Origin of the sequence: Streptomyces sp. NPDC001292 (genome assembly GCF_042896465.1) — a bacterium.
Taxonomy (GTDB): Bacteria; Actinomycetota; Actinomycetes; order Streptomycetales; family Streptomycetaceae; genus Streptomyces.
Map to the genome: position 1 here is coordinate 63,225 of NZ_JBIAXG010000028.1, position 12,305 is coordinate 75,529.

The following is a 12,305-nucleotide window of genomic DNA, read 5'->3' on the forward strand; positions in this document are numbered from 1 at the left end:
CGATGACCACACAGACCACCGCACCCGACGCCGCCGGCGCACCCGCCGCCGGCAACGCCACCGCCACCGGCATCATCCGCCTGCCGGAGCGCGTCGGCCTCGCCCTGGCCACCGGCGGCGCCGTCCTGACCGTCGTCTCCGCCTTCCTCGCCTGGACGTGGACCTCCGAATTCCCCGGCGACCTCACGGTCTACGGCTACCCCGGCGGCCTCCAGGTCCTGGTCCTCATCGGCGCGGCGCTCACCGCCCTGCTGGGTCTCGCCTCCTACGGCGTCAAGGGCCTCGGCTGGCTCGTGCCCGCCGGCGGCACCGGCGCGCTCACCCTGGCCGCACTCGGCACCTTCGGCACCGCCTGGTACACCATCCTCGCGATCAGCGGGAAACTCGGCGGGCTGGTCAACCTCGAACCGGGCGCCTGGATCCTCGCCGCGGCCACCGTCCTCACCGTGATCGGCGTGCTCTCCCTGCCGTTCGAGCGGCCGGCGGCCGAGCCCGCCGACCCCGAGGACAGCACCTGGGACCAGATACGGCACAACACGCGCAACAAGCTCGCCGTGGCCCGGGCCGCGATCGCCTCCGGCACCCCCGCCCCGGCCCGCGCCCTGCCGGTCTACGCCGAGATCCTCGTCATCATCGCGGCCATGGCCATCGGCCTCACCGTCTTCACGTACGGCATCAGCACTTCGTACGACGAGCTCTTCGTCGGCTTCCTCATCACCGTCGGCTTCTGCTTCGCCGCGCTCTTCAAGGCCGGACTGGTGGCCCGTGTCTCGGCGATCACCGCCAAGCACCGCAACGTCACCATGCTCAGCGCCTTCGTTGCCGCCGCCGCCTTCCCCTTCACCCAGTCCGACGACCAGTACGCGACGATCGGCGTCTACATCCTGATCTTCGCGACCGTCGCACTCGGCCTGAACATCGTCGTCGGCCTCGCCGGCCTGCTCGACCTCGGTTACGTGGCCTTCCTCGGTGTCGGCGCCTACACGGCGGCCCTGGTCTCCGGCTCGCCGTCCTCGCCCCTGAGCCTCCATCTGCCGTTCTGGGCCTCCGCGTTGCTCGGCGGCGTGGTCGCCATGATCTTCGGCGTCCTCATCGGCGCCCCCACCCTGCGGCTGCGCGGCGACTACCTCGCCATCGTCACCCTCGGCTTCGGAGAGATCTTCCGGATCGCGGTCCTCAACATGGACGGCACCTCCGGACCGGACGTCACCAACGGCTCCAACGGCATCTCCTCCATCCCCAACCTGAACATCCTCGGCTTCGACTTCGGCCAGGAGCACACCTTCCTCGGGTTCACCATCGCCCGCTTCGCCAACTACTTCCTGCTGATGCTCCTCATCACGCTGATCGTCGTCGTGGTGTTCCGGCGCAGCAGCGACTCCCGCATCGGCCGCGCCTGGATCGCCATCCGCGAGGACGAGACCGCCGCACGCGCCATGGGCATCAACGGCTTCCGCGTCAAGCTCATCGCCTTCGCCCTCGGCGCCACGCTGGCCGGCCTCGCCGGCGCCGTCCAGGCCCACGTCACCTACACCGTGACCCCGGAGCAGTACCAGTTCGCCCACGTCGTGCCGCCCAACTCCGCCTTCCTGCTCGCCGCGGTCGTCCTCGGCGGCATGGGCACCATCAGCGGTCCCCTGGTCGGCGCGGCGCTGCTCTACCTCATCCCGGCCAAGCTGCAGTTCCTCGGCGACTACCAGCTCCTGGCCTTCGGTCTCGCACTCGTACTGCTGATGCGCTTCCGTCCGGAAGGCCTCATCCCCAACCGGCGCCGCCAGCTCGAGTTCCACGAGCAGTCGGAGGCACCCGCGGTCCTCAGCAAGGCAGGGGTCTGACCCATGACTACCGACACCACCACCAGGGACACCACACCCGCCGCGGCCGCCCCCGGCGAGACCGTCCTCGACGCACGCGGCGTGACCATGCGCTTCGGGGGCCTGACCGCCGTACGCGGAGTGGACCTCACCGTCCACAGCGGCGAGATCGTGGGACTCATCGGCCCCAACGGCGCCGGCAAGACCACCTTCTTCAACTGCCTCACCGGCCTCTACATCCCGACCGAGGGCGAGGTCCGCTACAAGGGCGAGGTCCTGCCGCCCAAGTCCTTCAAGGTCACCGCCGCAGGCATCGCCCGCACCTTCCAGAACATCCGCCTGTTCGCCAACATGACGGTCCTGGAGAACGTGCTCGTCGGCCGGCACACCCGCACCAAGGAAGGACTGTGGTCCGCCCTGCTGCGCGGCCCCGGATTCCACCGGGCCGAAGCCGCCTCCCGCGCGCGGGCCATGGAGCTGCTGGAGTTCGTGGGCCTCGCCCACAAGGCCGAGCACCTCTCGCGCAACCTGCCCTACGGCGAGCAGCGCAAGCTGGAGATCGCCCGCGCCCTGGCCAGTGAGCCGGGCCTGCTGCTCCTGGACGAGCCCACCGCCGGCATGAACCCGCAGGAGACCCGGGCCACCGAGGAACTGGTCTTCGCCATCCGGGACATGGGCATCGCCGTGCTCGTCATCGAGCACGACATGCGGTTCATCATGAACCTCTGCGACCGCGTCGCCGTACTCGTCCAGGGCGAAAAGCTCATCGAGGGCGACAGCGCCACCGTCCAGCGCGACGAGCGCGTCATCGCCGCCTACCTCGGCGAACCCTTCGAGGGCGCGCCCGGCGCCGAGGAGGCCGCCGAGGTCGAGAACGCCGAGACACAAGCCGAGGCGGCCGAGGCGCAGGCAGAGGCCGACACCCCGCAGGACGCCGCGCCCGGCAAGGAGAACGACCGATGACCGCACTGCTCGAAGTAGAGGACCTCCGCGTCGCCTACGGCAAGATCCAGGCCGTCAAGGGCATCTCCTTCACGGTCGAGGCCGGTCAGGTCGTCACCCTCATCGGCACCAACGGCGCCGGCAAGACCACCACGCTGCGCACCCTGTCCGGGCTGCTCAAGCCGGTCGGCGGGCACATCAGGTTCAACGGCAAGTCGCTGAAGAAGGTCCCCGCCCACCAGATCGTCTCGATGGGACTCGCCCACTCCCCCGAGGGGCGGCACATCTTCCCGCGGATGACGATCGAGGACAATCTCCGGCTCGGCGCCTTCCTGCGCAAGGACAAGGAAGGCATCGAAAAGGGCATTCAGCACGCCTACGATCTCTTCCCCATCCTGGGCGAACGCAGAAAGCAGGCCGCGGGCACCCTCTCCGGCGGCGAGCAGCAAATGCTCGCCATGGGCCGGGCGCTGATGTCCCAGCCGAAACTGCTCATGCTCGACGAGCCCTCCATGGGCCTTTCCCCGATCATGATGCAGAAGATCATGGCGACCATCGCCGACCTGAAATCCCAGGGCACGACGATTCTGCTCGTCGAGCAGAACGCCCAGGCGGCTCTTTCCCTCGCCGACCAGGGACACGTCATGGAAGTCGGCAACATCGTGCTCTCCGGCACCGGCCAGGACCTGCTGCACGACGAATCGGTCCGCAAGGCGTACCTGGGCGAGGACTGACCCCCGGGTAACCGCCGAAACGAGAGTGGGCCCGCGTCCCGTAAGGGGAAGCGGGCCCATTCCCCGTGTACTGGTCTGCCCGGCTCAGTCCTTGTCGGACTTGGCGCCCTTCGCGGCCTTCTTCTCCTCGCTGTCCTGGATGACCGCCTCCGCGACCTGCTGCATCGACATGCGGCGGTCCATCGAGGTCTTCTGGATCCAGCGGAACGCGGCCGGCTCGGTCAGCCCGTACTCCGTCTGAAGGACCGACTTGGCACGGTCGACCAGCTTGCGGGTCTCCAGCCGCTGGGCGAGGTCAGCGACCTCCTTCTCCAGCTCCTTCAGCTCGGTGAACCGCGAGACGGCCATCTCGATGGCGGGGACGACGTCGCTCTTGCTGAACGGCTTCACCAGGTACGCCATCGCCCCGGCGTCCCGGGCGCGCTCCACCAGGTCGCGCTGCGAGAACGCGGTGAGCATGAGCACGGGCGCGATCCGCTCCTCGGCGATCCGCTCCGCCGCCGAGATGCCGTCGAGCTTGGGCATCTTCACATCGAGGATCACCAGGTCCGGGCGGTGCTCGCGGGCCAGCTCCACGGCCCGCTCACCGTCCCCGGCCTCACCGACGACCCGGTAGCCCTCTTCCTCCAGCATCTCTTTGAGGTCGAGCCGGATCAGTGCCTCGTCCTCGGCGATGACGACCCGGGTCGTCAGCGGAGGCACGTGCGACTTGTCGTCGTCGGACACGTCTACGGGCTCGGGCGACTCGGCGGTCACGGGGGCGCTCCTTGTTCCGGGGCGGGCGGGTACTGCTCCAAGAGCGTACCCAGCTGCGGTAAGGTAGGGGGACGGCGGGTGACCGTCGATCTTTGTTTCAAAGGGGGCCCCGGTAGCCCAGCGGTAGAGGCAATGGTCTCAAACACCATCCAGCGTCGGTTCGAATCCGACCCGGGGTACGTTTCCTCCGAATTCAAGGTCGCAAGTTCTACTTGGGAGTGTCGTCCTCCCCGATGTGGTGAATCCTGACCAGGTTCGTCGAGCCCGGCACCCCCGGAGGCGAGCCCGCTGTGATCACCACCACGTCGCCCTTCTCGCACCGGCCGTACCGCAGCAGCAGTTCGTCGACCTGCTCGACCATGGCGTCGGTCGAGTCGACACGCGGGCCCAGGAACGTCTCCACGCCCCAGGTGGCGCTGAGTTGGGAGCGGGTGGCCGGCTCCGGGGTGAAGGCCAGCAGCGGGATGGGGGAGCGGTAGCGGGAGAGCCGGCGGGCGGTGTCACCCGACTGGGTGAAGGCGACCAGGAACCTGGCGCCGAGGAAGTCGCCGATCTCCGCCGCGGCGCGGGCCACGGCGCCGCCCTGGGTGCGGGGCTTGTTGCGGTCGGTCAGCGGAGGCAGTCCCTCGGCGAGGAGGTCCTCCTCGGCCGCCGCGACGATGCGGGCCATCGTCCGCACCGTCTCCACCGGGTGCTTGCCCACGCTGGTCTCGCCCGACAGCATCACCGCGTCCGTGCCGTCGAGCACCGCGTTGGCCACGTCCGAGGCCTCCGCGCGGGTCGGGCGGGAGTTACCGATCATCGAGTCGAGCATCTGGGTGGCGACGATCACCGGCTTGGCGTTCCGCCTGGCCAGCTTGATCGCGCGCTTCTGGACGATCGGGACCTGCTCCAGCGGCATTTCCACGCCCAGGTCGCCGCGGGCGACCATGATGCCGTCGAAGGCGGCCACGATGTCGTCGACGGCCTCCACCGCCTGCGGTTTCTCGATCTTGGCGATGACAGGGAGGCGGCGGCCCTCGTCGTCCATGACGCGGTGGACGTCGAGGATGTCCCGGCCACCGCGGACGAAGGACAGCGCGACGACGTCGAAGCCGGTGCGCAGCGCCCAGCGCAGGTCGTCCTCGTCCTTCTTGGACAGGGCGGGGACCGAGACGGCGACGCCCGGCAGATTGAGCCCCTTGTGGTCGGAGATCACGCCGCTCTCGATCACCCGGGTGCGGACATGGGGGCCGTCGACGGCGGTGACCTCGAGGCCCACCTTGCCGTCGTCGACGAGAATGCGCTCGCCGGGGGTGACGTCCTCGGCGAGGCCGGCGTGGGTGGTGCCGCAGATGTGGCGGTCGCCCTCGACGCCCTCTTCGACGGTGATGGTGAAGGTGTCACCGCGTTCGAGGAGTACGGGTCCTTCACGGAAGCGGCCGAGCCGGATCTTCGGGCCCTGAAGGTCGGCGAGGATTGCGACGCTGCGTCCGGTCGCGTCGGCGGCCCTGCGTACGTGCCGGTAGCGCTCCTCGTGTTCGGCGTGGCCGCCGTGGCTGAGGTTGAATCGGGCGACGTCCATTCCGGCGTCGACCAGTGCCTTGATCTGGTCGTACGTGTCGGTGGCGGGCCCCAGAGTACAGACGATCTTTGCTCGGCGCATGATGTGAGCCTAGGCCTTACCAGTGGGTAGACGATTGGTACGACGTGACTACTCAACAACCTTTGCATGAAGGAGTTTTGACAACTGTTGAACTGTGCGGGGCGGCGCTCCGACGAGCGTTCGCCCCGTTCGCGGACCAAAAGACGCAACTGACGTAATCACAGTCTGGGCGGTGCCACGGTGAATCGCGCGTCGAGTTGCGCGTGGACGTGCTGCCGCTCGGGTTCGAGGTCCAGGGGCGCGGCCTCGTCCCGCTCCACGGACGCGCCGTGGCCGGAGACCATGCGCGTCCGGCCTCGGGACTGCGACGAGCCCTGAGGGCGCCCCAGGCCGACGTCGGCGATCTCGACCAGGGCGGTGAGCGAGGTGCCCAGCGCCTCGGCGTACTCCCTGGCCCGCTGAACGGCCTCCTGCACGGCCTGCCGGCGTGCCTCCCGGTGGGCCGGTGAGCCGGGGCGCAGCGCCCACCAGGGGCCGTCCACCCGGGTGAGTTCCAAGTCGGCCAGTCGGGTGGTGAGTTCACCGAGGGCGGTGAAATCGGAGAGTTCGGCGGTGAGACGGACGGCGCCGTGGTAGATGCGGACGCGCTCGCCGCGGCCGTGCCGGGTCGGCTCGGGGCTGATGGAGAAGGCGCCCGTCTTCCAAGTGCTCCACCGCCGGGCCGTAGGACTTGACGAGGTCGAGGACGCGGGCGTTACGCCGGGTGAGGTCGTCGAGGGCCGAACGGCGGTCCTTGCCGCGGGCGGTGACGGTGATGCCGATGCGGGCGATCTCGGGGTCGACTTCGAGGTGCGCCTCGCCGCGGACGGCGATCCGGGGTGCGTCGGGGGTGCCGTAGGGGACGGCTGGGCCGGGTTCCGGTGCGGAGGCTGAGGCCATACGCCCCACTCTGTCACCGATGCCCGGTTTTACGCGCTCGCCGGTCACCAGATCGCAACCTTCCGGGGGTGTTGCGGTTCGCCGCGGACCGCCAGAATCTACGCGCGTCATCGACCTGTTCACGAGGAGAACCAGACATGCCGTTGAACCGCCGGAAGTTCCTGACCAAGTCCGCCGCCACCGGGGCCGGGGTCGCGCTGGCCGGCGCCGTGGCGGCTCCGGCGGCCCAGGCCGCGCCCGCCGCGACTCCCGCGGCGGGCGACAAGCCCGGAACGGGCAAGCGCTACTCCCTCACCGTCATGGGCACGACCGACCTGCACGGGCACGTGTTCAACTGGGACTACTTCAAGGACGGCGAGTACAGCGACTCGGCGGGCAACGCCCAGGGCCTGGCCCGGGTCTCCACGCTGGTGGACCAGGTCCGCGAGGAGAAGGGCCGTGAGAACACGCTGCTCCTGGACGCCGGTGACACGATTCAGGGCACCCCGCTGACGTACTACTACGCGAAGGTCGACCCGATCACCGCCGAGCGCGGTCCGGTGCACCCGATGGCCAAGGCCATGAACGCCATCGGGTACGACGCGGTGGCGCTCGGCAACCACGAGTTCAACTACGGCATCGAAACGCTGCGCAAGTTCGAGGAGCAGTGCGACTTCCCGCTGCTCGGCGCGAACGCGGTGGACCACAAGACGCAGAAGCCGGCCTTCCCGCCGTACTTCATGAAGAAGTTCCACGCGCCGGGTGTCGCCGCACCGGTGACGGTGGCCGTGCTCGGTCTGACCAACCCGGGCATCGCGATCTGGGACAAGGCCTACGTCCAGGGCAAGTTGGACTTCCCAGGTCTTGAGGAGCAGGCCGCGAAGTGGGTGCCCAAACTGCGTTCGATGGGCGCGGACGTGGTCATCGTGTCGGCGCACTCCGGCACGTCCGGCACCTCGTCGTACGGCGACCAGCTGCCGTACGTGGAGGACGCCGCCGCGAACATCGCCCGGCAGGTGCCCGGCATCGACGCGATCCTGGTGGGCCACGCGCACAAGGAGATCGCGGAGCTGAAGGTCACCAACGACAAGACCGGCAAGACGGTCGTGCTGTCGGAGCCGCTGTGCTACGCCGAGCGGCTCTCCCTCTTCGACATCGAGCTGGTGTTCGTCAAGGGCGAGTGGGAGGTGGAGTCGGTCTCCGCCTCGCTGCGCAACGCCAACACCGTCGCCGACGACCCGGAGATCACCAAGCTGCTGTCGGACGAGCACGCGAAGGTCGTGGAGTACGTCAACCAGGTGGTCGGCCGGGCGACGGAGACCCTCACCACGGTCGACGCCCGCTACAAGGACGCCCCGATCATCGACCTGATCAACAAGGTGCAGGAGGACGTGGTCAAGGCCGCGCTGGCGGGCACGCAGTACGCCGCGCTGCCGGTCGTCTCGCAGGCCTCGCCCTTCTCGCGCACCTCCGAGATCCCGGCCGGCAATGTGACGATCCGGGACCTGTCGAGCCTGTACGTGTACGACAACACGCTGGTCGCCAAGTTGATGACGGGTGCCCAGCTGCGGGCGTACCTGGAGTACTCGGCGGAGTACTTCGTGCAGACGGCCGCCGGCGCGCAGGTCGACGTGAACAAGCTGACGAACGCGGGCGGCCGCCCGGACTACAACTACGACTACGTGTCGGGGCTGCAGTACGACATCGACATCGCCCAGCCGGCCGGTTCGCGGATCAAGAACCTCACGTTCAACGGCGCGGCGCTGGACGACGCCCAGGAGTTCGTGATGGCGGTGAACAACTACCGGGCAAACGGCGGTGGCGCGTTCCCGCACGTGGCCTCGGCGAAGGAGCTGTGGGCGGAGTCGACCGAGATCCGCACGCGGATCGCGGAGTGGGTCACGGCGAAGGGCGTGCTGGACCCGAAGGACTTCGCATCGCTGGACTGGAAGCTGACGCGTAACGGCACGCCGGTGTTCTGATCGGCTTCCTTCTTCTCAGGACGGCCTCAGATCCCGTCCGCCAGGGGCGTCAGCGCCTTGATCTGGCGCGACGGCGGGATCTGGGGCCGTCGCCGTTCCAGGCCGAAGGTGGTGAAGGCGGTGCGGGCGGGCAGCGGGTAGGCCTGCGTTCCGGTCACCGCGTTGAGGATGCTGGCGCTGCGCCAGGCGGCGAGGCCCAGGTCGGGGGCGCCGACGCCGTGGGTGTGGCGTTCGGCGTTCTGCACGTAGACGTGGCAGCCGGTGGCGGTGATGGCCGGGTCGAGGGCGAGGCGGAACTGCTCGTCGACACACAGGCGTTCCTTGCCGTCGCGGTGCAGGTGGGGATCGAGTCCGGTGAGCAGGTGCGTGACGGGACGTTCGCGGTAGCCGGTGGCGAGGACGACGGCGTCGGTGGTGAGGCGGGTGCGGGTGCCCTGCTGCATGTGTTCCAGGTGGAGTTCGATCCGGGAGCCGGCGACCCGGCCTGCGGTGCGGACCCGGACACCGGGGGTCAGTACGGCGTCGGGCCAGCCGCCGTCCAGCGTGCGGCGGTAGAGCTCGTCGTGGATGGCGGCGAGGGTGTCGGCGTCGACGCCCTTGTGGAGCTGCCACTGGCCGGCGACGAGCCGGTCGCGCACGGGTTCGGCCAGGGCGTGGAAGTAGCGCATGTAGTCGGGGGTGAAGTGCTCCAGGCCGAGCTTGGAGTATTCCATCGGGGCGAAGGCCTCGGTGCGGCCGATCCAGTGCAGCCGCTCGCCGCCGGCCCGGCGGTGGCGCAGCAGGTCGAGGAAGACCTCGGCACCGGACTGTCCGGAGCCGACGACGGTGATGTGGCCGGCCGCGAGCAGGGTGTCGCGGTGGTCGAGGTAGTCGGCGGCGTGGACGACGGGGACGCCGGGGGCGTCGGCGAGGGGCCTCAGCGGGGCGGGCACGTGAGGTTCGGTGCCGATGCCGAGGACGACGTTGCGGGTGTGGGCGCGGCCGACGGCCTCCGCTTCGCCGTCGGCGTCGAGCTGGGTGAAGTCGACCTCGAAAAGGCGGAGTCCGGGGTTCCAGCGGACGGCGTCGACGTGGTGGCCGTAGCGCACCGCGGGCAGGTTCTCGGAGACCCAGCGGCAGTAGGCGTCGTATTCGGCGCGCTGGATGTGGAAGCGCTCGGCGAAGTAGAAGGGGAAGAGCCGGTCGCGGGTCTTGAGGTAGTTGAGGAAGGACCAGTCGCTGGCCGGGTCGGCGAGGGTGACCAGGTCGGCGAGGAAGGGCACCTGGACGCGGGAGCCGTCGATGAGCAGGCCGGGATGCCAGTGGAAGCGGGGGCGCTGTTCGTAGAAGACGGTGTCGAGACCGGTGAGCGGGTGGGCGAGCGCGGCCAGGGAGAGGTTGAACGGCCCGATGCCGATGCCGACCAGGTCGCGAGGGGCCTGGGAAGTGTGGTGTGCGGGATGGTTCATCGGGGGGTGCTTCCTTCCACCAGTTTCAGCAGAGCGGCCAGGTCTTCGGTCCGGATGTCCGGGTTGAGCAGGGTGGCCTTGAGCCAGAGCCGGTCGTCGAGGCGGGCACGGCCGAGGACGGCGCGGCCTTCGGTGAGGAGTCTGCGGCGCACGGTGGCGACGGCGTCGTCGGTGGCGCCGGCGGGCCGGAACAGGACGGTGCTGATGGTGGGCCGGTCGTGGAGTTCGAAGCCGGGGTGGTCGTGGATGAGGTCGGCGAACTCGCGGGCTCGGGCGCAGACCTGGTCGACGAGGGCGCCGAGGCCGCTGCGGCCGAGCGCCTTGAGGGTGACGGCGATCTTGAGGACGTCGGGGCGGCGGGTGGTGCGCAGGGAGCGGCCGAGCAGGTCGGGCAGGCCGGCCTCGGTGTCGTCGCCGGCGTTGAGGTAGTCGGCGCGCTGGTGCAGGACGGCGAGGTCGCGGGGGTGGCGGACGGCGAGGAGTCCGGCGGCGACCGGCTGCCAGCCGAGTTTGTGCAGGTCGAGGGTGACGGTGTGGGCGGCTTCGAGTCCGGTCAGCTTGTCCCTGTGGCGTTCGCTGAACAGCAGTCCCCCGCCGTGGGCTGCGTCGATGTGCAGCCGGGCGCCGTGGGCGGCGCACAGTCCGGCGATCTCCGGGAGGGGGTCGATGAGGCCGGCGTCGGTGGTGCCGGCGGTGGCGGCCACGAGGAGGGAGCCGCGCGGTCCGCCGGGGTCGGTGAGGACGCCGTGCAGGGCGGCCGGGTCGAGGGTGCCGGAGGGGGCGGGCACGATCAGGGGTTCGGGCAGGCCGAGCAGCCAGGCGGCGCGGGGCAGGGAGTGGTGGGCGTTGGCACCGCAGACCAGGCGGACGTCGCCGCAGGACTCGCGTGCGAGCAGCAGGGCGAGTTGGTTGGACTCGGTGCCGCCGGTGGTGACGACGGAGTCGGCGAGGCCGGTCTCGTGGGCGAGCGCGCGGGTGACGAGGGCTTCGAGTTCGGAGGCGGCGGGTGCCTGGTCCCAGGAGTCCAGGGAGGGATTGAGGGCGCTGACGGCGAGGTCGGCGGCGATGGCCACGGCGAGCGGCGGGCAGTGCAGGTGGGCCGCGCACAGCGGGTCGGCGGGGTCGGCGGCGCCTTCGGCGAGGGCGTGCACGAGGCCGCGCAGGGCGTCCGGGTCGCCGTGCTCGGGCAGGACGGCGCCCACGGCGTCGCGCACCCGGGCGGCGACCGCCTCGGGCCCGCCCGCGGGCAGGGGTCCGCCGCGGGCGCGGCGGCCGCTGTCGAGGGCGTCGAGCACGGTGTCGAGCAGGGGCCGCAGGGCGTGCGGGCCGTCGGGACCGGAGGCGAGGCGGGCGGGGTGGTCCAAGGGCGGCGGGGTGCTCATGGGACTGTCCTCCTTGACATCCTCCCCGTCTTTTCAGAGGAGGGGGATTCCAACCCAGGTGGGTTGAGGTTCACGGGCGCTCGAGCGGCTGCTCGCCGCTGTCGCCCCTCCGGCACCGGCTGTGCGCCGGGGGCAGGGAATCCCGCCCTGTCCCGCCGCGACGTTGGTTGCTGCGTTCACCTTGCGCTCCAGCCCGAAGTCACCACCCTGGTACAGGTTCAGTGGAGCCGGGGTAGGCCTTGGGCGACTTCGGAACGTGCGTGATTGCGTGCGTGGATCGCAAGAAGCTGCGGAAGGCGTGGGCGTGCTGTTGGTCCCTGACGGCTGGATGAAGGGCTGTCTCGGATGATCCGCCAGCGCGCTCCACGATCGTTCCGTCTGCGGCGACGAATCCGCACCAGTGGAGTGCGGCCGGGGGGAGTACGCCGAAAGCGTGCGCGTGCTGCTCGACGGCCAGGTTCCACACATACCGGGCGTGCGCACAGTGTTTGGGCATGACGCCCGCCTGCTCGCTCGTCGGGTGCATACGGAAACGTGACATGCCGCCAACGTAGCCCCACGACTCGCTCCCCTCTTCGAATCCCACCAGGCCCACACGAACGAGTGATCGCCGCATCATCCCCCTGAACGGCCGGGCAACCCGCTCGGAAAGCGGGAGTGGACGGGCTCGTACCGCCGGTCTTCGGGGCGGAGAGCAGGAGAAGGTGCCGGACGTCGGCTTCGCCGGCTGCCCGAAGCAGAGCG

The 12,305-nt window shown here is 69.9% G+C and carries 11 protein-coding genes and 1 tRNA gene; 5 read left to right on the forward strand and 7 right to left on the reverse strand.

What is annotated here, in order from left to right:
- Window positions 1-2 precede the first annotated feature (2 nt).
- The 3 genes from ACFY4A_RS26535 to ACFY4A_RS26545 are packed head-to-tail and all read left to right on the forward strand — an operon-like array spanning window position 3 to window position 3,490.
- Window positions 3-1,835: a branched-chain amino acid ABC transporter permease gene (locus ACFY4A_RS26535; protein WP_390831849.1), complete on the forward strand. Its 1,833-nt coding sequence runs from the start codon at window positions 3-5 to the stop codon at window positions 1,833-1,835.
- Window positions 1,836-1,838: 3 nt separating this feature from the next.
- Window positions 1,839-2,777 (forward strand): ABC transporter ATP-binding protein, encoded by a 939-nt coding sequence (locus ACFY4A_RS26540; protein WP_390831850.1) that lies wholly within the window; start codon window positions 1,839-1,841, stop codon window positions 2,775-2,777.
- Complete coding sequence (locus ACFY4A_RS26545) at window positions 2,774-3,490, forward strand: ABC transporter ATP-binding protein (RefSeq protein WP_390831851.1); 717 nt, start codon at window positions 2,774-2,776, stop codon at window positions 3,488-3,490. Before ACFY4A_RS26540 ends, ACFY4A_RS26545 begins: the two co-directional genes overlap by 4 nt.
- Window positions 3,491-3,574: 84 nt before the next feature.
- On the opposite strand, the gene ACFY4A_RS26550 is transcribed toward ACFY4A_RS26545, so the two are convergent.
- Window positions 3,575-4,246, reverse strand: a complete 672-nt coding sequence (locus ACFY4A_RS26550) for an ANTAR domain-containing response regulator (protein WP_390831852.1) — start codon at window positions 4,244-4,246, stop codon at window positions 3,575-3,577.
- 106 nt (window positions 4,247-4,352) lie between these two features.
- Between ACFY4A_RS26550 and ACFY4A_RS26555 the strand changes: the two genes are divergently transcribed.
- Window positions 4,353-4,425, forward strand: a tRNA-Leu gene (locus ACFY4A_RS26555).
- A 29-nt stretch (window positions 4,426-4,454) separates the two neighbouring features.
- On the opposite strand, the gene pyk is transcribed toward ACFY4A_RS26555, so the two are convergent.
- The 3 genes from pyk to ACFY4A_RS26570 all read right to left on the reverse strand — a co-directional run bounded on the left by pyk (window position 4,455) and on the right by ACFY4A_RS26570 (window position 6,881).
- Window positions 4,455-5,891, reverse strand: a complete 1,437-nt coding sequence (pyk, locus tag ACFY4A_RS26560; protein WP_390831853.1) for a pyruvate kinase — start codon at window positions 5,889-5,891, stop codon at window positions 4,455-4,457.
- A 158-nt stretch (window positions 5,892-6,049) separates the two neighbouring features.
- A complete protein-coding gene (locus tag ACFY4A_RS26565; protein WP_390831899.1) occupies window positions 6,050-6,514 on the reverse strand; it encodes an SIMPL domain-containing protein in 465 nt (154 codons plus the stop codon).
- On the reverse strand, window positions 6,411-6,881 hold the full coding sequence (locus ACFY4A_RS26570) for an SIMPL domain-containing protein (protein ID WP_390831900.1): 471 nt from the start codon (window positions 6,879-6,881) through the stop codon (window positions 6,411-6,413). The genes ACFY4A_RS26565 and ACFY4A_RS26570 overlap by 104 nt, the downstream gene beginning before the upstream one ends.
- Window positions 6,882-6,907: 26 nt before the next feature.
- Here ACFY4A_RS26570 and ACFY4A_RS26575 point away from each other — a divergent pair, with 26 nt between their 5' ends.
- Window positions 6,908-8,731, forward strand: coding sequence for a bifunctional metallophosphatase/5'-nucleotidase (locus tag ACFY4A_RS26575; protein ID WP_390831854.1), 1,824 nt, complete (start codon window positions 6,908-6,910; stop codon window positions 8,729-8,731).
- Window positions 8,732-8,757: 26 nt separating this feature from the next.
- On the opposite strand, the gene ACFY4A_RS26580 is transcribed toward ACFY4A_RS26575, so the two are convergent.
- The 3 genes from ACFY4A_RS26580 to ACFY4A_RS26590 form a co-directional block, all read right to left on the reverse strand.
- Window positions 8,758-10,179, reverse strand: a complete 1,422-nt coding sequence (locus tag ACFY4A_RS26580) for a lysine N(6)-hydroxylase/L-ornithine N(5)-oxygenase family protein (protein ID WP_390831855.1) — start codon at window positions 10,177-10,179, stop codon at window positions 8,758-8,760.
- Window positions 10,176-11,561: a pyridoxal phosphate-dependent decarboxylase family protein gene (locus ACFY4A_RS26585; protein WP_390831856.1), complete on the reverse strand. Its 1,386-nt coding sequence runs from the start codon at window positions 11,559-11,561 to the stop codon at window positions 10,176-10,178. Before ACFY4A_RS26585 ends, ACFY4A_RS26580 begins: the two co-directional genes overlap by 4 nt.
- A gap of 199 nt (window positions 11,562-11,760) precedes the next feature.
- Window positions 11,761-12,180: a helix-turn-helix domain-containing protein gene (locus ACFY4A_RS26590; protein ID WP_390831857.1), complete on the reverse strand. Its 420-nt coding sequence runs from the start codon at window positions 12,178-12,180 to the stop codon at window positions 11,761-11,763.
- Between the last annotated feature and the right edge of the window lie 125 nt (window positions 12,181-12,305).